The sequence below is a fragment of the Oligosphaera ethanolica genome, from assembly GCF_030814695.1.
GTDB classification, from domain to species: domain Bacteria; phylum Verrucomicrobiota; class Lentisphaeria; order Oligosphaerales; family Oligosphaeraceae; genus Oligosphaera; species Oligosphaera ethanolica.
Genome location: NZ_JAUSVL010000001.1, coordinates 3,337,047 through 3,357,813, shown reverse-complemented (window position 1 = coordinate 3,357,813; position 20,767 = coordinate 3,337,047). Strand labels below are relative to the sequence as shown.

At 60.9% G+C, this 20,767-nt stretch carries 12 protein-coding genes; all 12 read left to right on the top strand.

Annotation, left to right across the window (positions count from 1 at the left end; all coding sequences use genetic code 11):
* The first annotated feature begins 72 nt into the window (after positions 1 to 72).
* The 12 genes from J3R75_RS11575 (at position 73) to J3R75_RS11520 (ending at position 20,754) form a co-directional block, all read left to right on the top strand.
* Complete coding sequence (locus tag J3R75_RS11575) at positions 73 to 3,018, top strand: CIA30 family protein (RefSeq protein WP_307261706.1); 2,946 nt, start codon at positions 73 to 75, stop codon at positions 3,016 to 3,018.
* Between the two features lie 31 nt (positions 3,019 to 3,049).
* The gene (locus J3R75_RS11570) at positions 3,050 to 4,501 is read left to right on the top strand and encodes a DUF6785 family protein (RefSeq protein ID WP_307261704.1); all 1,452 of its coding nucleotides are present in this window, start codon (positions 3,050 to 3,052) and stop codon (positions 4,499 to 4,501) included.
* A 206-nt stretch (positions 4,502 to 4,707) separates the two neighbouring features.
* Positions 4,708 to 6,027: an ATP-binding protein gene (locus J3R75_RS11565; RefSeq protein ID WP_307261702.1), complete on the top strand. Its 1,320-nt coding sequence runs from the start codon at positions 4,708 to 4,710 to the stop codon at positions 6,025 to 6,027.
* An 87-nt stretch (positions 6,028 to 6,114) separates the two neighbouring features.
* On the top strand, positions 6,115 to 6,966 hold the full coding sequence (locus tag J3R75_RS11560) for a sugar phosphate isomerase/epimerase family protein (protein ID WP_307261700.1): 852 nt from the start codon (positions 6,115 to 6,117) through the stop codon (positions 6,964 to 6,966).
* Between the two features lie 86 nt (positions 6,967 to 7,052).
* A complete protein-coding gene (locus tag J3R75_RS11555) occupies positions 7,053 to 8,360 on the top strand; it encodes a hypothetical protein (RefSeq protein ID WP_307261698.1) in 1,308 nt (435 codons plus the stop codon).
* 122 nt (positions 8,361 to 8,482) lie between these two features.
* On the top strand, positions 8,483 to 10,135 hold the full coding sequence (locus tag J3R75_RS11550; protein WP_307261696.1) for a sialidase family protein: 1,653 nt from the start codon (positions 8,483 to 8,485) through the stop codon (positions 10,133 to 10,135).
* A gap of 396 nt (positions 10,136 to 10,531) precedes the next feature.
* The gene (locus J3R75_RS11545; RefSeq protein WP_307261694.1) at positions 10,532 to 11,167 is read left to right on the top strand and encodes a type IV toxin-antitoxin system AbiEi family antitoxin domain-containing protein; all 636 of its coding nucleotides are present in this window, start codon (positions 10,532 to 10,534) and stop codon (positions 11,165 to 11,167) included.
* Positions 11,164 to 12,024, top strand: coding sequence for a nucleotidyl transferase AbiEii/AbiGii toxin family protein (locus J3R75_RS11540; RefSeq protein WP_307261692.1), 861 nt, complete (start codon positions 11,164 to 11,166; stop codon positions 12,022 to 12,024). Before J3R75_RS11545 ends, J3R75_RS11540 begins: the two co-directional genes overlap by 4 nt.
* A 488-nt stretch (positions 12,025 to 12,512) precedes the next feature.
* Positions 12,513 to 13,268 (top strand): ABC transporter ATP-binding protein, encoded by a 756-nt coding sequence (locus J3R75_RS11535; RefSeq protein ID WP_307261691.1) that lies wholly within the window; start codon positions 12,513 to 12,515, stop codon positions 13,266 to 13,268.
* A gap of 19 nt (positions 13,269 to 13,287) precedes the next feature.
* Positions 13,288 to 13,668 (top strand): PqqD family protein, encoded by a 381-nt coding sequence (locus J3R75_RS11530; RefSeq protein WP_307261689.1) that lies wholly within the window; start codon positions 13,288 to 13,290, stop codon positions 13,666 to 13,668.
* Positions 13,669 to 13,714: 46 nt separating this feature from the next.
* Positions 13,715 to 18,742, top strand: coding sequence for an ABC transporter permease (locus J3R75_RS11525; protein ID WP_307261688.1), 5,028 nt, complete (start codon positions 13,715 to 13,717; stop codon positions 18,740 to 18,742).
* 5 nt (positions 18,743 to 18,747) lie between these two features.
* Complete coding sequence (locus J3R75_RS11520) at positions 18,748 to 20,754, top strand: OPT/YSL family transporter (RefSeq protein WP_307261686.1); 2,007 nt, start codon at positions 18,748 to 18,750, stop codon at positions 20,752 to 20,754.
* The last annotated feature ends 13 nt before the right edge of the window (positions 20,755 to 20,767 follow it).

Genomic DNA, 20,767 nt, shown 5'->3' with positions numbered 1-20,767 from the left:
AGGGAGGCGCCAGCACCGCCTTCTGGCTCCCTTACTCGAAATAACCCCCAACGAGCAATGAAAGGCCGTAGCATGAAAACGATTGTTCGCAGCATTCTCAGCACCTGTCTACTCGCGGGCATTGCCCACGCCAATCTGCTCCTGGACGACTTCGAACAAAGCCTGAACTGGGTTGCGGAGGGCAATATCACCGGCACCGGCCAAAGCACGCTCAGCCTCAGCGATGATGCGGCCGAGGGGAAAAAGGCCCTACTGGTCACCGACAAAGCCGCCGAGAGCCACTTCTACTGGCTGACCAAAACCTGTCCGGACGGCGTGTGGGACTGGTCGCAGCACAGGCATCTGACCCTCTGGCTGCGCGGCGACGGCGGGCGAACACGACAGATGTACGCCAAGGCCGTCGATGAGCGCGGCCGACAGATGTTCTGGGAGCTCGGGACGATCAAAGGCAACGACTGGCAACGCTTCACGGTGGATATTTCCCGGGACCCGTCCGTCTTCCGGCACGAAAACCCGAACCTGGCCCGGGTGGTCAAAGTAGGTATTCGCTGCGACGCAAGCCACGACTACGCCTTTGCCGTGGACCGCGTGGAGCTGACCGAGCCACTGGCTGCCCCGACAGCGGCAACGCCGCAGACGGCATTCGTTTTTGACCAGCCCTTCAGCTATCTCGCGTCACGCCGCACGGAGGACGTCGGCCCATCCATGGTCGGCGCAAATCTCCAGATAGGTGAATTGACCACCGCGCATATTGATCGCCTCGCAGCCGCCGGCGTCAAATGGGCCGCCCGCATGCCGCTGGACGTGGACTCTCCACATGCCAAAAAAATACGCGCGGAGCTGCTTCGGCACAAATTTCAGCTTCTCGCTCACGTGCCCATCACCCACCTGCCCACTGGCGACGAGTTGGCGCAACGCCTGGCGCAGCTGAAAAAAATAGTAACGGCCTTGCACAGCGACCTCCGGGTGTGGGAAATTGGCAACGAACCCAATATCGGTAAATTCTGGAAGCCCGTACCCAACCCCATTGAATTTGGCCAGACGGTCATCGCCTACGCCCAAGTGATCCGCAGTGTCGATCCCAGTCTGACCATCATCAGTGGCGGCCTAGTCGGCTACGACATGGATTTTGCGCAAGGCATGCTGAGCACCGGCCTGGGCGACTGGGTGGACGTCATTGGCATCCACTCGCCCCGCTGGCGCCCCGAGTATGCCAGCGCGCGTGTCGACCACGCCGATGCGCTGGCCGAGTTCAGAAAACTGATCGAAAGTGTGAATCCGAAACTGGTCGTCTGGCAAACCGAAGTACAGGCCGTAGGCGGGGTTGATCGCGCCGAAAGCGGCATCTCCGATTATGAAGAAGCACGGCACATCGGCCGCCGTTTTCTTTACGAACGCACTCTGGGCATCCCGGTCAGTTTCTGGCAGACACTAAAAGCGACGCCGGAGATGGAACACCCGGGAGCGCTGCTCCGGGCGGATGGCACTCCCACTATCAAATACTGCGCCATCCGCAATGTGGCGGCCATTTTGGACGACAGCCTGAAACCAAGCGCCGTGCCCGTTGCCATTGACGATCACCAACAAAGCAGACAGTCGCTCTACACCCCCAAACCGTTTGCGGTTGCGTCACGTTGGGAAAGCCCGTCCATCCCCATACCGCCGCGGCAGAACGTCGATCTATCAGCCACGGTGAAAAGCAATGCGGAGACCATTGACGCCCGGCTGATCTGGCTCGATGCCGCCGGGAAAGTGCTCGAAGCAATCGGCGACGAAACGCCGCTGCGAGCCGCACCCGACGGCATGACGTCCCTATGCCGCCGCTATCCGCCGGAATTCCGGCCTAATACTGCGCATGCCGCGCGTGTCGTGCTGACCACGACGACCGCCCAGCCTCTCGACATCCAGTCGCTCGCAGTCACCACCAGCGGCACGTCCACCGCCGTCAAAGCCCGCGTGCTGCCCTTTGTGCGCGGCGAGAAGCTCTTCATCTCCTGGTGGTTGGATTCGCGACCAGGCCCCGCCGGGGTTCTGGACAGCTGTACCATACGGGTGCGCTGCACGCCCGAACAGCTAGCCAAACCAGTCTATGTCGACCTCATGGACGGCGCCGTCCGCACCGCCACCATCCGCCGAGACGGCGACTGGGCCGTGTTGGAAAACCTGCCTCTCACGGACTACAGCTTCATTCTGGCCGATCAGGACAGTCTCCCCCTCACCTCAGAGCCACCGTTGACACGTGATTTTGCCTCGCCGGAAGATCTCACGCAGCAGTATATCAGCGACCGCTTCGGCCTGGGCCGGCCGGAATATTGGCAACGCGTCGCCCTGGCGCTCAGCGACAAGCAGACGCCGTTGGCACAAGCCTGGCGGCGGGCAAGAGACTGGTTCGACAAACGCCTCGAAGCCACGACCACGACGGTCGCCGTCACTGACATCCCACTTGTCGACTATCATCCCCGTGATCTGCACTGGCGATCATCCATGCTCAACACCAAAACTCAACATGTTGACCGCTACTTTCTCGACCTGGAAAGCACGATCGAACCCGCGCAACTGCGCGTACTTGACGGCGAACGCGAGCTGCCCCAGGGCGAATGGGAAGATACCCCCGAGCGCATTGGCCAGTGGAACCTGGAAGAGCGTCGCTCGCCGTCGCGGCTGTTCGTCATCGTCCCCAAAGGCCAAAGCGTACCGACGGGCGTCAAGCTGAACTACCCGCTGGCGGCCTGCCAGCCGATCCTGCACCCATTCCGTGATCCGGCCACCGGCGGCGCCGTGCTGGTGCTCTGGTCAAAACCACTCGGCGAATTGCCGGATTTCAGCGGCGAGATCACGCTTACCGGCCCCGCCGACGCCCTGCCAGCACAAGCCGCGGTCCTTGATCTGGCCACTGGCCGGGAATTGCGCCTGCTACAGGCGACCACTCACGGCGACCAACGACGACTGACCGGCATCCCCGTCAACCCCAATGGCATCATGGTGGTGGACAAAGCGCTGGATACCCAAGCTCAATAAGGCCCCTGCTGGTCAGGAAGATGGCACCTCAATGGAAAACTGCGTGCTCCCCGTGCAACGGATCACCCCGGACGACGATTACCACTATTTCTTCGGCTACTATGACAAATGCCCATGGAACTCCGACGAGCGCTTTGTTCTCGCCCAGAGAAGCTCCTTCATGGACCACGATCCCGGCGCCGACGACGTACTGCAAATCGGCGTCATTGACACCGCCGACAAGTGCCGCTTCAGCCCCATAGCCGCAACCCGGGCCTGGAACTGGCAGCAGGGCTGCATGCTCCGCTGGCTGCCGGGAAGGGAAAACGACACCCTGGTCTTCAATGACCGCCGGGATGGACGCTTTGTCACCGTCATTCACTCGCTGACCACCGGCGCCGAAGACGTCATCGGCTTCGCGTCCTATGACATCGCGCCCAACGGCCGCGACGTCGTCACCGGCAATTTTGAACGCGTGCACGCCAGCCGCCCCGGCTACGGCTATGCCGAACTCGCCGACCCCTTCGGCGACGAACTGGCGCCGGAAAAAGACGGTATTTACCTCGGCAATTTGGCCACGGGTGACAAACGACTGATTTTCTCGCTTGCCGACGCCCTCCACGTCGGCAAGGTCCTCCCCGGGCCGGAAGCCAAGACCTGGTTCAACCACTTCACCTACTCGCCGGCCGGAACGCGCTTCGTGGTCCTGCACCGCTGGGCATCCGGCGGACCCAAGGCCGGCCATACAGGATTTTTCTCCCGAATGCTGTCCATGGACTGCCTAGGCAATGACGTGGCCATTCCCATCGAAGATGCGAAAATCTCTCATTTCTCGTTTTTCGACGACGCCCGTCTGGCGGTATGGCTGGAGGCGCCACAGCGCGGCATCTACGGCTATTACCTGGTCGATATCATCACTGGCGACATGCACAAGATTGGCGAGGACAACTTCTTGTCCGACGGCCATTGCAACTACTCGCCGGATCGTCGCTGGCTGCTCACCGACCGCTACCCCGTGGAAAACGCCACGCAGCCGCTTTTTCTCTACGAACTGGCCTCCGGGCGCTGCCGGCAAATCGGTGCCTTCACATCCATCACGGATATGAATACCTCTTCGCGTTGCGATCTCCATACCCGCTGGAACCGCCACAGCAGCAAAGTCTGCTTCGACTCGACCCACGAAGGCCGCCGCGCCATCTACCAAATTGATGTCACCCCGATCACCTCCGGAAAACTGTCCGCAAACGCTGCTGAAAAACAAGCCGACGGGCGGCGAATTTCGCCCAATATCACCCTGTTCTGCTTCTCGTTCATCCTTGGCTGGATCGTCAAACTGATCGTTCTCAAATACGGCAACAGCCAACTCTACAGCCGCATGAAACCACTCATGATCGGCATCATCGCCGGTGAAATCCTCGGCGCCATGACGCCAAGCCTGATCGGCGTCATCTATTATTTCATCACCGGCAATATCCCCAAGCCATACGTCCTCTACATGGGATGACCCCATATCTCCTCGTATCACGCAATGCCACGGTGGCTTTCAGGCTGGAAGCGTCATCGCCGCAACCGGCATGGCAAGGATTTTGCGGGCGAAAAAACATAACATCCATGAAAAACGTGTAAATAATCACGTTTTCGATAGATAATTCGTTGACTTGTGGGCGCCAAGTGACACATTAAGCACAAATGAACACTTGGAGGAACTGTATGATCGAACGCAATTTGATGACGCAACTACTGGCATGGAAGAATGCCGCCATGCGCAAGCCGCTGATCTTGCGCGGGGTACGACAATGCGGCAAAACATGGCTGCTTCAGGAGTTCGGGAAACGCCATTTTCAAAATACGGCATATTTCAATTTTGAACGGAATGAGCGGCTTCAGTCTGTCTTTGCTAAGGACATTGATCCCAATCGTATCCTCATGGAACTCGCTCTGTTGGAACGGACAAAGATCACCCCCAAAAAGACATTAATTATTTTTGACGAAGTTCAGGCATCAGCCCGCGCGCTGAATTCCTTGAAGTACTTCTGCGAGGAGAAGCCGGAATATGCCATCGTTGCCGCCGGCTCCCTGCTTGGCATAACGTTGTCAGCTCAAGTCGGATTCCCTGTCGGCAAAGTCAACTTTCTGGAATTGCACCCCTGTTCGTTTGATGAATATCTTCGCGCGGCAGACCCGCAACTGGCCCAGTATGCCCGCTCACTGCATGAAGTTGTTCCGCTCACTCAAGCTATTGCAGATCAATTTGAAAAATATTTGCGGTTGTACATCACGCTGGGCGGAATGCCTGAAGTGCTGAGTGCTTATGCTGCCAGCCAGGATATTGCGGCGGCGGAAAAAATACAGGACGATATTCTCAACGCCTATGAGTTGGACTTTTCCAAACATGCGCCAGCAGCGGACATCGCAAAACTTTTTCTGCTGTGGAAATCAATTCCTTTGCAGTTGGCTCGGGAGAATGCCAAGTTCATCTACGGGGAAGTCAAACCCAGTGCGCGAGCACGTGAGTTGGAAGATGCGCTGCGTTGGCTGCAAGAAGCCGGACTAGTCAACAAACTGAACCGAATCGAAAAACCGCACATCCCCCTGGCAGCATATGAAGATCGGAAAAGTTTCAAACTCTATCTGGCCGACACTGGCTTACTGCGTCGCCTAGCCGACATCCCAGCGACTAGCGTAATGCTGAACGCAGACATTTTCAGCGAATACCGGGGACGATTGATTGAAAACTTTGTTCAACAACAACTACTGACGCTGGGAAAGAAAAATTTGTTTTACTGGACCAGCGGCAATATGGCGGAAGTCGATTTCGTCATGCAGGAGGGAGCCGAAATACTTCCGGTGGAAGCGAAGTCCGGTTTGAATGTCCGAGCTCGTAGTTTGAAAGTCTACCGAGAAAAATATCGCCCGGCAGTGGCGTTACGTTTTTCCATGCAAAATTTACGCGCGGACGACGGCTTGATCAATATTCCGCTTTATCTGCTGCCCTATTACACGAATTTTCTGCCACCCCAACAACATTGATGGGTAAGAAATACACCCCGTACGGATGATCTCCGGCGGCGCATCCATCATCGCATCGTCTCCCAAAAAATAGTGTGGAGGAACGGCATGGAACTCGGCATCAACCCCGGCTATGTACGGAAACAACGCGGGAATCCCCAGGGGCGGTCTTTTGCGGAGGCACTGCGACTCTGTCGCGATGCCGGTTTCATCCAGCTAGACTACCTCAGCGAACTCGGTGACGACTGGGAACACGTGGCCCAGCAGCGCCGCGAGGAAATCGACCGGCAGGGACTGGTAGTTCATCAATCACACTGTCCCTTTTTCCGCTATCAGCAAGATGGTGCGGGGCGTTTTGCCCAGATTGCCCCGCGCGCCGTGCGCGCAGCGGCGATTCTCGGCGCGCAATTCCTGGTTGTCCACGCCGACGAATACCGGGTCACGGATCGCTTTGACCAAGCGGAGATCCTCAACGCCACCTACGACACCCTCGCGCCCATTGTGGACTTGGCCAAGCAGCACGGCATTCGCATTGCCGTAGAAAATCTCTTCGAGGACGGCTTTGGCCCGCAAGTCAACGGACGCTCGCGCTATACCTCGACCATCGAGGAAGTGCTGGCGGTGCTTGACCGCTTCGATGATCCGGCGGTCGGCTGCTGCTGGGACTTCGGCCACGCCCGCTGCACCTACGGCGATGGCCAGCTCGCGGCGCTGCAGCAGGTCGGCCCGCGCTTGTTCTGCACGCATGTCCACGACAACTACTACAACAAAGACCTCCATCTGCCACCATTTTTCGGTGGCATCGACTGGGAAGCGCACATGCGCTATCTGCATGACAGCGCCTACCCCGGCAATTTCATCTACGAATTCGTGTACGGGTCAATCCCGGACGCCCTCCTGCCCACTTATTTGCACGTCGCCCAGCAAACGGGGCGCTATCTTCTCACACTGGCACAGTGAGAAGGCCAGGCGCACTGTGAGCGCCCATCGGTCACTACCAGCCCAAAAGGCCAGGTCCGCTATTGAAAGCAGTGAAAGGAACAACGATGCTCTCAGCAGGTTTCGCACGACTCGACATCACGCCTCCCTTCGGTATCTTCATGCAAGGCTACTACAGCGAACGCCGCGCGAGCGGCATCCGTGATCCGCTCTACGTGAATGCCGTCGCGTATAGTGACGGTGAACATACCGCCGTCACCCTCGTCCTCGACATTATCGGCATCAACCAGGCAGAATGCGATATCTGCCGCGACACGGTTGCCCAACGCACGGGTCTTCCACGCGAAGCAGTGTTCGTGGCTTGCACCCATACGCATACGGGACCGGTGGTTTACGACAGTTTGTACCAGAAGGACCCCCTCTACAACGAGATGCTTTTCCGCCGGGTGGCAGACGCGGCGACGCTTGCAGTCGCAGACCTGAAGCCGGCAACTGTCGGCATCGCCCGCAACACCCTGAAGGACATTGCCTTCATCCGGCGTTTCCGCATGAAAGACGGCACGACGCGCACGAACCCAGGCCGGCGTAACCAAAACATCGCCGCGCCCATCGGGATGCCCGACGAAACCGTGCAGCTAGTCCGCATTACCCGTGAAAACGCTCCCGAGATACTGCTGGTGAATTTCCAGGTCCACCCCGATGTGATCGGCGGCACCCTCTTCTCCGCAGACTTCCCGGGCTTTGTCCGCACCTCACTTGAACGCGTTCTGGACAATGTCCATTGCGTGTATTTCAACGGCGCCCAAGGCGACACGAACCACATCAACGTCAATGCCCCCACCTGGGACAGCAATGGTGGTTACGAGCACTCCAAGCACATGGGCCGGAGCATTGCCGGCGCCGTCTTGCAGGTCTATGGCAAGACCGCAGCGATCGCGGGCGACAAGGTCGTCTTTGCGCAGCGCACGATTAACGTGCCGTCCAGCCGCGTCAGTGCGGAGCTGGTGCGGAAGGCGGAGGCGATCATCGCCCTGCACGAAGCGGGACGCGACGCCGATATTCCGGAAACCGGCATGGGCGTGACGACCCTCGTGGCTGAGGCCTACACGCGCAAACGCCTGGAGCACGGCCCGGACGAACTCCCGCTCCACCTCTGCGCGCTGGCCTTCGGCGACATTGCCATTACGGGCGCCCCCGGCGAGCCCTTCACTGAGATTGGCCGCAGCGTCAAGGCCGCATCGCCCTTCGCGATGACGCTGTACTGCTGCTGTGCCAACGGCTCCGAAGCATATTACCCAACTCGGGATGCCTACGACGAGGGCGGTTACGAAGCCCGTAGCTCCAAATACCGGGCGGGTGTCGCTGAGGCTATCATCGAGCATGGCAACGCCCTCCTACGCGATCTCAAAAAATGATGTCGTGAGAGGCCGTTCGCAGTAGTAAATTACCCACCGACGCGGTCACAGCGCTGTCAGTCTCGGCCTGCACGCAAGCGCATTATGTAGTCTTTTCCCCTTCCAATATCAAGGAGCCAACCATGTCCGTCACCCACCCCGCCGGATCAGCGTTCAGCAAGGGCGCCCTGGCCAGTTCACTCAGCGCCCTCGGCCAAGGCGTCATGCCCATCACCTTCCTGCACCTAGCGCTGCTCGCCGGCGCCGGCGCGGGCGCCGCAGAAGCGCCGAGCCAGGCACCGGGCAGCTCCTGCGAGCTGGACGCCCCGGCGATCTACCTGACTGCGAATCAGCTGACGATCGCGACGGGCCAGCCGTCGCTGGTAAATATGACGAGCGGCTCCACGCACCTGCCAGTGTGGTCCTTGTCGGGCGGCACGGTCGGCCAGTCTGTCTGCGGACTCGTGCCCAGCCTCCCCGCCGGCTGCGCGGCCGTCAGAGTCGAGATTGTCGTCACCACGACGGACAAAGAGACCAGTGCCGCCTACGAAGACGTCTATCGGGTCATTCTCTCGCAACTGGTGCCTGGCGAGCCCTACCCGACGCGCCAAGTTGTCGGCACACCCGTGCGCAGCGCGCTGCCCGCCGCGCCGTTCCACACCCGCAGCATCGTCCTGGAATCGTACTATCCCGTGGACGCGAATGCGCCGCTCTACCTGCGCATTCAACGCGAGCCCGGCGATCCCGCCGACACGTTCACCCGCCCCACCGGCCTGGCCATGGTCAAAATCACGCCCCTAAAGGCCCTGCCCGCGACCCGCGTCGTACAGGACGTCAGCGGCTACAACTCGTGGCCGATGATCCAGGCCATCGGCGACAAGCTGGTCTGCGTTTACAGCCGCGGCTCGGGACACAGCATCGGCGAAGACGCCCGCGCCGTCTACGCACGCACCTCCACGGACCGGGGCAAGACCTGGACGCCCGAGACCGTCATCGCCAACACCCCGCGCTACGGCGAAGTGGCCATCGGCAAGGGCCTCGACAACGACGGCGCCATGCTGCTGTGGGTGCGCTGCATCGGCCCAGACTGGCACCACGATCTCTACCGCAGCACCGACGGCGTCACCTTCGAGCGCATTTCAACCCCGAAACTCGACCCAATGCCCATGCAGATCACCGACGTCTTCGCGGTCCCCACCGTCGGGCTCATGGCCCTGTGGTTCGCGGGCGACTACCGCAACGACGGCCCCTGCCATCACTGGGGAAAGATCGTCAGCACCGACAATGGCGCGACTTGGACGCAAACCACCATCGAGGCCGATCTGCCCAAGGCGCAATGGCCCACCGAGCCCGCCGCCGTGTACCTCGGCGATGGCAAAATCTTCGCCATCGCCCGCACGGAAACAGGCGGCACCACCACGACGCGCGCACAATTCCAAATGCTGTCCACCGACTACGGCGCGACCTGGACACGCACTCAGACCAACATCGGCGATGTCCTCGCCTCAACCCCGAGCCTGGTCTTCGACGCCAAAACCGGCCTGCTGAGCAACTACTACTACGAACGCGGCCGCGGCGTCCTCCGCCGCCGCGTCGTCAAACCCGACGACGTCATCGCCAATCCCCTCGGCTGGCCCATGTCCGCAGCCGTCGCCCTGGGCAGCGCGGTCACCTTCGACGCCGGCAACGCCAACGCCACCACCATCGGCAACACCCACTACCTGGCCGTCTACTCCGGCAAGGCGCCCGATACCGCCGTCGTCGTCGCCGAACAACCCGCGCCATCCGCTGAATAATGCACCGCCGTAAACACACGGCAGTGGTTGGCCCCAACAAGTGCCGCCGGGACGGCGGCGTGAATTGCCGCGCAGCGGCAAGACAAGCCGCCATTCATCCTTGTCTTTGTCTTCTTCGCGGCCTCGCGCCTTCGCGTGAGAAAAAAAAGGGCGGACACATAGGTCCGCCCCTACAGATTCGCGTCTTCGCGCCTTCGCGTGAGGCAAAAGCCCCCGGGCGTCTCGTCAACCCGACTGGACTGCCAAGCAACACATGTGCCATGAACCGCACGGCAGTATTTCGCAGAAGTAGTCACATCTCGACTATTTCCGATAATTATATTGACTTCTTGCTAAAACCATAGTATTCTTTACAGGAGTAGTCACTTTGTGACCATTTCTGCTAAGAACAAAGGCATGAACAAACTGACAAAACAATTTTTCAAAGCGCCAACGGGGGTATTTACGCAACCGGACGTAGCCGCTTTGCTTGAAGGAACGGACTTCAGTCGTCACGGGCTGATCAAGCGGGCGATAGCTGCCGGGGAGATTTTGAATATCCGCCGTGGCCTGTACTGCCTGGCCCCGGAATACCAGAAAAAGCCGGTTAGCGTTTACAGTTTAGCCCAGCGGATTTACGGCCCCAGTTACATCAGCATGGAAACCGCCCTCAGTCACCACGGCTGGATCCCAGAGGCGGTCTACGCATGCACCTGCGCGAGCTTTGGCAACAGCAAGGAATTCGCGACGCCGCTGGGTGTATTCAGTTACCAGCGTGTTCCACAGCACACGTTCTTCCATGGCGTTCAGCGCTACAACGATGACAACGGCAATGTTTTTTTCATGGCTTCGCCCGCAAAAGCGCTGGTTGACTATCTCTACGTTCACCAGTTGCACTGGACGGGTATTAACGAACCCATCGGCAGCCTGCGAATCGACGAGGATGAACTGGCCCGCGTGACGACCGCAGAACTCCAAGCGTTATTGGACAATTACAGCAATGGCCGGGTAAAGCGTTTTCTGAACGGCTGGCTTGATGGGGTGAAATCATGAGCGTGCAAATGATCCAACAGCGCCTAGCGAACTATAACTGCAAAACGGATGTTGAAGAACAACAGGCCATTCGCGAGATTACCCAGGAAGTGGTGCTGGCCGCTCTTGGCCGAGGTGACTTTTTCAAACATGCGTTGTTCCAGGGCGGAACCTGCCTGCGTATCTTCTATGCGCTGAATCGTTTTTCGGAGGACATGGATTTTATTCTGAAAGAGGCCACTGCTGATTTCCACTTGCAAGACCATATCAAACATCTGACCGATGAACTGGCGGCTTACGGCTATAACATTGAAATCAGCGACCGCGACAAGGCCGATGCAACAGTTAAAAAAGCATTCCTAAAGGACAATTCTCTCGGCAAAGTGATCGACCTGCGCCACCCCAACCAAAGCGGCTTGATGGCGAAAATAAGCATCAAACTGGAGGTGGACACCAACCCGCCAGCGGGTAGTGGTCATGAGTTAAAATATCTGGACTTCCCGTTTGTTTCAGCGGTCGCGGTTCAGGATAGGCCCAGCTTGTTTGCTGGAAAACTTCATGCCTTGCTCTGCCGTGAGTATATCAAGGGACGGGACTGGTACGATTTTATCTGGTACACCGGCAATCACACCGGCATCAATTATGTCTTCTTGACTTCGGCTATCAATCAAATGGGCCCGTGGCAAGGCCAAGCCATCGCGGTTGACAAGGCGTGGCTACTACATGAGCTGGAACTGAAAATCAACTCCATGAACTGGAAACAAGCCGTAGAAGATGTCCGTCGTTTCGTGCGTGTGGCCGAACAACCCTCGCTTGCCTTATGGAGCAGGAAATTGTTTTTGCGACAGCTGGACAAACTCAAACAAACTGATCAGTAAACTATTTTCGACACGACGCCAGCAGAGGGTGGACACGCAGGTCCGCCCCTACAATTTCGCGCTTTCGCGCCTTCGCGTGAGAAAAAAAAGAGCCCACGGCAAGCCGTGGGCCACAGAACTTTCGCGCCTTCGCGTGAGAAAAAATGCCTCGCGCCTTCGCGCCTTCGCGTGAGAAAAAAAGAGCCCACGGCAAGCCGTGGGCCACAGAACTTTCGCGCCTTCGCGTGAGAAAAAATGCCTCGCGCCTTCGCGCCTTCGCGCCTTCGCGTGAGAAAAAATACCTCGCGCCTTCGCGTGAGCCCCAACAGCCTTCGCGTGAGACAAAAACACCCCCGACATCCCTGGGATATTACGGTGATTTTCACGATTTCGGGCTGATTGCCAAGAAAGGCGGTTGCAGGCCGTTATATTGCTGACTTTGGCGGCGGCGGCGCGGTGGGCGTCGTCTGCTGCATTGCCGAGTCGCACATTGCGCATAAAGGTCCGCCATGGCTGAGCAGTCCGACACTCTCGCAGATATTGTCGTCCGCGTACTGGACGTCAAGCGCTATTATGGCAGCGGCGAAGCCGTGACCAAGGCGCTGGACGGCATATCGCTGGACATCTTCCGCGGCGAATATCTGTCGATCATGGGCCCGTCTGGCTCGGGCAAGAGCACGCTGTTCAACATGATTGGCGGCATCGACTCGCCCACGGAAGGCATGGTCTTCATGGACGAGATCGACCTGGCGCAGCTCGACTCCTATGAACTAGCCTGGATGCGCTGCCACAAAATCGGCTACATCTTCCAGTCCTACAACATCCTGCCGGTGCTCACCGCACTGGAAAATGTGTCACTGCCGATGATTTTCGCCGGCCTGAGCGCGGACGACGCGCGGGAGAAGGCCGCCGGCATCCTGCACAAAGTCGGCCTTGGCGAGCGACTCTTCCACCGGCCCTACGAGCTCTCCGGCGGCCAACAGCAGCGCGTGGCGGTGGCACGGGCCATTGCCAACGACCCCGTGATCATCCTGGCCGACGAACCGACCGCCAATCTCGACGTCGATACCGGCCGCGAGATGATTTCGCTGCTCCGGCAGCTGCGGGACAAGGACGGCGTCACCGTCATTGCCGCCACCCACGACATGAAGATGCTCGACGCCTCAGACCGCATCCTGTGGATTCGCGATGGCCGGGCCGACCGCCTCGAACGCCGCGAAGACCTCGATATCCGCATCGGCCACATCGACGGCCACGCACTTTAACCGGAGTAAAACCACGGCCATGCCGCGACATGACGACAGCCGACAGAGCCAGCCCGCAGCGCCCGTCAGCCGACGGGACGCACTGCGCAGCATACCCGCCATCACGCCGGGCGTGACCTACCGCGAAGACGACGACGGCCACGTACTCGTGCAGGTGCCCGTGCCGCCACGCCGCGGCTTCCTCGGCTTCTTCCAGACCGCAGCCGGCACGCGCAAAGTCCGCCTGGACAGCATCGGCGCTTTCGTCATCAAGCAGATTGACGGCCGGCGCTGCGTCGCCGACATCGTCGACGCCTTCGCCAGCCAGTACCGCAGCAACCGCCGCGAAGCCGAGCTGTGCATCGCGGACTTTCTCAAATCGCTCACGCAGAGGAATATCATCGTCATCGGTGTGCGCTAACGCGCGCGCCGGCATGCACATACGCCGCCAACGGCAAGGATCAGGAATGCCCACGCTACATCACAACCCAGCAGGCACCGGCCGGCAACGCCCCCGCATAGGCGCGCGGCTCATGCTGTGGCTGCTGCTGATCATCGCCAGCGCCGCCACCGCCGCCCTGCCCGAACTGCCCATGGGCGCGCCGGGGTCGCCGGCCAATCTCGCCTGCGAAGAGGCCGTCGCCACATTCTTCCGCGAAGGCGGCACTGAGCACGGCGACATGCGCTTTGTGGCGCCCTGTTTTGAGCCCGGCGTGGCCACCTTGACGGTGGCCGGCAGTGCCGCCATGCGCCTCTACGCCATGCAGCCCGGCGTCGTCCGCCCGGGCAATTTTGCCGCGGCGGACTTCTCGGCGCCGCTAGTCTATGTGGGCTCCGGCGACGGCGCCGCGCTGGCGCGCATCGCCGGCACGCCGCTTGCCGGCGCCATCGCCGTCCTCGATTTCAGTTGCGGCGACGCCTGGCGGCGCCTCCTCCGTTTCGGCGTACTCGGCTTCATCTTCCTCGAAGACGGCGCCAACGACTACCAGGACGCCGTGGACAAAATGACCGGCGGCGAGGTCGCCATCCCACGCTATTACCTCGCGGCGAACGCCGCCGCACAGCTTCGCGGCGCCTTCACGGCCACGCCGTCGCTATCCGCGACGGTGCAGGCCGCGCCATCGCGCTGGACGAATCGCGAGCTGCGCAATCTCTGGGCGCTTGTGCCTGGCGCCGATCCGCAGCTAAGCAACGACGTCATCGTCCTCTGCGCGGCCATGGACAGCAACGCCATCGTGCCCGAACTCTGCGGCGGCGGCCAGACGCAGGCCAATCTCCGCCTCCTCCTGGAGCTCTATCAGCGATTTCGGGCGGCGCCGCCGGCGCGCAGCGTCCTCTTCTGCGTGGTGAATGCCCACACCCGCAATGTCCTCGGCGAGCGTATCCTCGCCTGGAATCTGCTGACGCCGCGCAGCAAAGTCGAGCAGCTGCTGGACAGCGTCAACCAAAGCCTGCGCAATGAGGAGATGTTCCTCGGCCACTACCAGCGCTTGTCCCTCGATCCACCCAGCGCCGAAGACGAAGCCTTCCTCATCCAGCTGCGCGACCTGGTCGACTCCACCACCGGCAAGAACATCAGCGTCAAAGAGCCCATCGTTGACCTCGCCCGCCGCGAAGTCAATCTCCTCAAAGGACAGCTCCTCAGACTCACCCGGGATAAAAGCATCCCGGCAGAGGAAGCCCGCCAGCGCAGCCGGGAGCTCGACGCGCAGCGTCAGCACTACGTCAATGTCCTCACCCTCTTCAACAAAGCCGGCATCCGCACCAAGCTGAGCGAGCTCGACGACGTGGAGGTCGGCATCCTCCGCAGCTATGTCCGCGAGATCGTCGACACGCGCCGGTCGTGGTCCGAGCTCAATCGCCAGGAAATGGCGCGGGTCACGGCCAACAACGCCGTGCGCAGCACCCTGGGCATGCGCAGCGTCAAGCTGGTCCTGAATCTGGAGCTGAGCTGGCAAAATCGCCTGCTTGGCCTGTCCGCCAATGATCCGACCTGCGCCGGCCGCTGGCAACAGCCCTTCGGCGTCCACGCCACCGCCATCGCCGACGAAATCGCCGACGCAGGCAACGCCGCCACCGGCATGACTTTCGTTGACGGCATGACCCGCCAGGGCGGCCTGCCCGAAAGCCACTACTTCCCGCGCAGCTCGGAGACCGTCAGCGTCTTCCAGGCAGCGGGCCCCACGCCGGCCTTCGCCGTCCGCAACGTCTTCAGCTCCTACAACCGGCTGTTTACCACCGCCGACCGGCCGGAAGCCATCGACCCGCAGCTGCGGATTGACGCCGCGCAATTCCTCGGCGCCTTCTGCGCACGGCTCTTCAGCGACCCGGCGCTAACCGACCCGTCGCTGCTGCAGACGCCCACCAATCAGTCCCGCGCTTGGCAGCCCATCTGGGGCGTGCAGGTCAAGTCCTTCAAGTACGACGACTTTTCCGCGTCCGTGCTGCCGCAGCTGCCAGTGCCGGGCAGCATATTGCTTATGCACGACCCGCAAGATGGCGACCGCCTCCTGCGCTCCGGCGATGTCTTCACCGGATATCTGGCCCTCACCGACGAACGCGCCGTCGCCGTCCTCTACGGCGTCACCGCGCAGTCCCTCAACACCAACGCCTTCGCCTTTGACGACGACTTCATCACCATCAACCACGTCATCGACGCCGGCGACGCCGAAAACAAAATGTCGTCAGGGATATACCGCAATACCCTCGACAAGACGCTCGCGCTCTTTGCCTGCCACGAATTCCCCATTCACACCCGCGATAACCCGGCGGCCATAGCGGTCGGCCCCATCACCGAAGCGAACTTCCTCGTCCTCAATGGCCGCCTCAATACCACGCCCAAGAAATTTGGCCTAAGCGGCATTTCGTCGCCCTACACGCGCAAGACCTTCAACCGCAGCGGCGGTTCGGCGGCGGTCTTCATGGAAGAGGGCGAGACGCTGAAACTGCTCACCGCCGAGCGCGTCCTCGCCGTCAATGCCAGCGCCAAACACCCCGACGGCGTCGGCTTCGGCCATCCTGACGAAATCGGACCGGACTTCTTCGCCCGCGCCGCCAAGGATATGTCCGTGCTCAATCACGACCGCATGAAAAAACTCCGCGGCACCTCCGACGAGCTCGCCCGCATTTTCCTCGAACGCGGCGACAGCGCGCTCGTTAAAGCCGACGATGCGCAGCAGGCAGCGGATTCCCCAGCCTATCTGCGCCATTTGCACGAGGCCGTCGGCGCCCACCTCAAGGCCTACAAACGCATGACGGCAGTCACCAACGACATGCTCAAGGCCGTCGTTTTCTACCTCGCCCTAATGCTGCCCTTCTGCTTTTTTGCGGAAAAGTTGCTCTTCCGCTGCAAGAAAATCGAGCAGGAAATGGCCGCTTTCTGCGCGCTCTTCGTGCTGACCTTCCTGGTCTTCCGCAATATCCACCCGGCCTTCCGGGTCGCGCAGGCACCGGAGGCGATCTTCATCGCCTTCGTCATGGGCGGCCTCGGCGCCTTCGTCATCAAAATCCTCCACGGTCGTTTTGAGGGCGAGATGCAGCTGCTGTTCCGCACGGGCGCGGGTTTTGACACTGGCGATGCCGGTTTCTCCACCGTCGGGCAATCCGCCATGCTCATCGGCGTGAACAACATGAAGCGCCGGCGCATCCGCACCGCCCTGACCACCGCCACCATCGTCCTGGTCACCTTCACCATGCTCGCCTTCACCAGCATATCCAAAAAACTCAGCCCGACCATCATCAGCCGAGCCCGCCAGGCACCCTACACCGGCCTGATGATCCACTGGCCCGGCAACAGCCGCATGGACGAAGCGACCCTCCGCAGTCTCCGCGAAATCCTCAGCAGCCGCGCCGACCTCGCCGTCCGCCGCTGGCTGATGCCCACCAAAGTCGCCGACGGCGTCGTCCCCTTCCGCATCGATGTGCAACGACACGCCAACGCCAGCGATGCCGGCGACGCCACCGCCCCCTCGGCCGGCCTCAGCAACGCCACGCTCGATGCCATCCTCGGCCTGCCGCTGGCTGAAGACGGCTTCCTCGGCCCCCTGCCCCTGCGCGCCGGCCGCTTCTTCCAGGACGGCAACGTCCACGAAGTCATCGTGCCGGAAGCACTGGCAAAGGCCCTCGGCATCGACGACACGAATTTCGCCCAGCACAGCATTCTCTACGAAGGCGACGCCTATCGCGTGGCCGGCATTCTCGACGACCAGGCGTTCCTGCAGCTCAAGGATATCAACCAGCGGCCCATCCTGCCCATCAAGGCCCTCGTTCAGCAAAGCGCCGGCGAGCAGGACCTCAGCGCCATGGCAGCACAGAGCGGCGATGCCGCCGACAGCGGCGTCTTCTACGTCGATCTCTCGGCGCTGCTGATCATGCCCGAAGGCCGCTGCCAGCGCCTGGGCGGCCAGCCCTACAGCATCTCCGCCAAACTGCACGACGGCCAGCCGATCTGGCCCGTCGTCGACGAGCTGCTGACCATCACCAACGCCAGCAAATTCACCATCAGCAGCCGCGAGCCTTTCCAGCTGGGTGAAGACGCCAAGCGCGGCACCGCCGCCGGCGTCTACTTCATCGGCGAGGGCTACCGTACGTCCATCGGCGGCCTGGCCTTCCTGATCATCCCGCTGCTCATCTCCAGCACCATCATCCTCAACACCATGCTCGGATCGGTCTTCGAGCGCAAGGCCGAAATCGCCATCTACAACGCCGTCGGCCTCAACCCCACGCACATCGGCATGTTCTTCCTGGCCGAGGCCTTCGTGTACAGCGTCATCGGCTCGGTCGGCGGCTATCTCATCGGCCAGCTGGCCAGCATCGTCCTCACCCGCACCGGCCTCATCCAGGACATCAACCTCAATTTCTCGTCCCTGAGCGTGGTCTATGTGATCCTCTTCACCATCGTCATCGTGCTGTTGTCGACCCTCTATCCCTCCATGGTCGCCACCCGCGCGGCGGTGCCGTCGGGCAAGCGCAAGTGGTCTCTGCCACGTCATGACGGCCGCGTCATGCCCGTCGTCTTCCCCTTCATCTACCAGCCCAATCTCATCTACGGCATCAACGGCTACCTCGAAAGCTACTTCAGCCGTTTCACCGAAGCGTCCTTCGGCGATCTCATCGCCCACCGCGAAGACGCCAGCATCGACCTCGACAACGCCGGCCGCCCCCGCCTAACTCTGCGCTACCAGGTCGCCCTCGCCCCCTTCGACCTCGGCGTCACCCAGGACCTGCTCTTCACCACCGCCTACGACGACCGCGTTCAGGCATACCGCCTCACCATGACCAACACCAGGCTCTCCGGCCAAGACAGCAACTGGGCCGCCACCAATATGCAATTTTTGGAGAAAATGCGCAGCTACCTCCTCCATTGGCGCAATCTCAGCCCCGCTGAACACCAGGACTTCTGCCGCCGCGGCCGCACGCTCTACCCCGACGCACCGCCGACCGCGACCACCCATACCAACAACCACGACAACCCACCCACCCCGGCAGGCGACTGACGACCATGGCCAGACACACCCAGGACAAGGAACTCGAACAGTACCGGCGGCTGATGGAGCCACCGGAGCACTTTGAGGACGGCTTCACCTGGAAGACCGTCATCGGCGCCGTCTTCCTCGGCATGCTCATCATGCCCGGCAGCATGTACCTGTCCCTCGTCGTTGGCCCGGAAGCCAATATGGACAGCGCTGCCCGCTGGGTGACCATCATCCTCTTCGCCGAAGTCGCCAGGCGCTCCTTCAAAGAGCTCAAGATGCAGGAGATTTACATCTTCTACTACATGGCCGGCCTCGCCATGGCCTCGCCCTTCCAGGGCCTGCTCTGGAACCAGTACCTCGTCCAATCCGATTACGCCAACGCCATGGGCGTCGCCCAGGAAATACCCGCCTGGTGGGCGCCGTCGGCTGACGTCATCCGCGCGCAGGGCCACACCTTCTTCACCAAGGCTTGGCTCGGGCCCATCATGCTGATCATCGTCGGTCTGCTGGTCAGCCGCTTGGACCAGTATGGCTTCGGCTATGTCCTCTACCGCATCACCAACGACGTCGAAGAACTGCCCTTCCCCATGGCGCCTGTCGCCGCCGCCGGTATCACCGCGCTGGCCGAAACCAAGGTGAACAGCGAACGCTGGCGCTGGCGATGTTTCTCCCTCGGGTCCATCCTCGGCCTGAGCTTCGGTGTCTTCTACATCGCCATCCCGGCCATCAGCGGCGCCCTCCTGGACAAGCCCATCCAGCCCCTGCCCATTCCCTGGGTGGACTTCACGCCCGCCGTGTCCAAATTTCTGCCGGCGGCGCCGATGAACATCAGTTTCAACCTCCTGTGGTTTTTCCAGGGCATGGTCCTGCCTTTCTGGGCCGTAATCGGCGGCGCCTTCGGCGTCGTCTTCACCCTCTTCCTCAATCCCGTCCTGTACCACCGCGGCGTGCTCTCGCACTGGGACCCGCAAATGGACGTAATCAACACCCTCTACAGCAATAACGTCGACTTCTACCTGTCATTCTCGCTGGGCCTGACCCTGGCCATCACCACCGTGAGTGTCGCCAAAATCTTCACCCCGGCGATCCGTTCCTGGCGCATCCGCCGCGGCAACCTCATGCAAAGCGGCAGCCTGCCCGGCGAACGCCCCGAGTCTGCCTGGAAGCGCCTCTTCATCAACGACCCGCGGCGCGGCGACTTCTCCATCTTCATTGCTCTGGGCATCTACGCCTTCAGCAACGCCTTCTGGATCGGCCTGTCCTGCTGGCTGATCGAGGGCTTCCCCTGGCATTTCTTCGTCGCTTACGCGCTGGTGCTGACGCCGCTGCTGTCCTATGCGACGGCGAAGCTCGAAGGGCTCTGCGGCCAGGCGCTGAGCATCCCCTACATCAAGGAAGCCACCTACATCCTCAGCGGCTACAAGGGCGTGAAGATTTGGTTTGCACCGGTGCCCATCCCCAACTACGGCGTGGCGACGGTGAACTTCCGCGTGCTGGAGCTCACCGGCACCAAGATCGTCAGCCAGATCAAGACGCAGCTGGTGACCGTGCCCATCATCATCATCGCCTCCATTGTCTTCTCCCAGCTGCTCTGGAAGATGGCCGACGTGCCCTCGGCCGCCTACCCCTACGCGCAGAAAATGTGGGACCTCAACGCCAAAAACCTCTGCCTGACCTACAGCTCGACCATGGAAGGCGGATCCATGTTCATGGAGGCGCTACGCCTCAAATACGTCCTCACCGGCTTGGGCGCCGGCGTCGTTTCCTTCACGGTCCTGTCCTGCCTGGGCCTGCCCACGCTCCTCGTCTTCGGCATGGTCCGCGGTCTCGGCCAGTCGACGCCGTCTGGCGTCGCCCTCGAACTCATCGGCGCCCTGGTCGGCCGCTTCTACTTCCGCCGGCGTTATGGCGACCAATGGATGAAATACACGCCCATTCTACTGGCGGGCTTTTCCTGCGGCATGGGCCTGATCGGCATGGTCTCCGTCGCCTTTACCATCCTCAACAAAATGATGGCGCCACTGATTTTCTAGGCGCAGCCGGGCA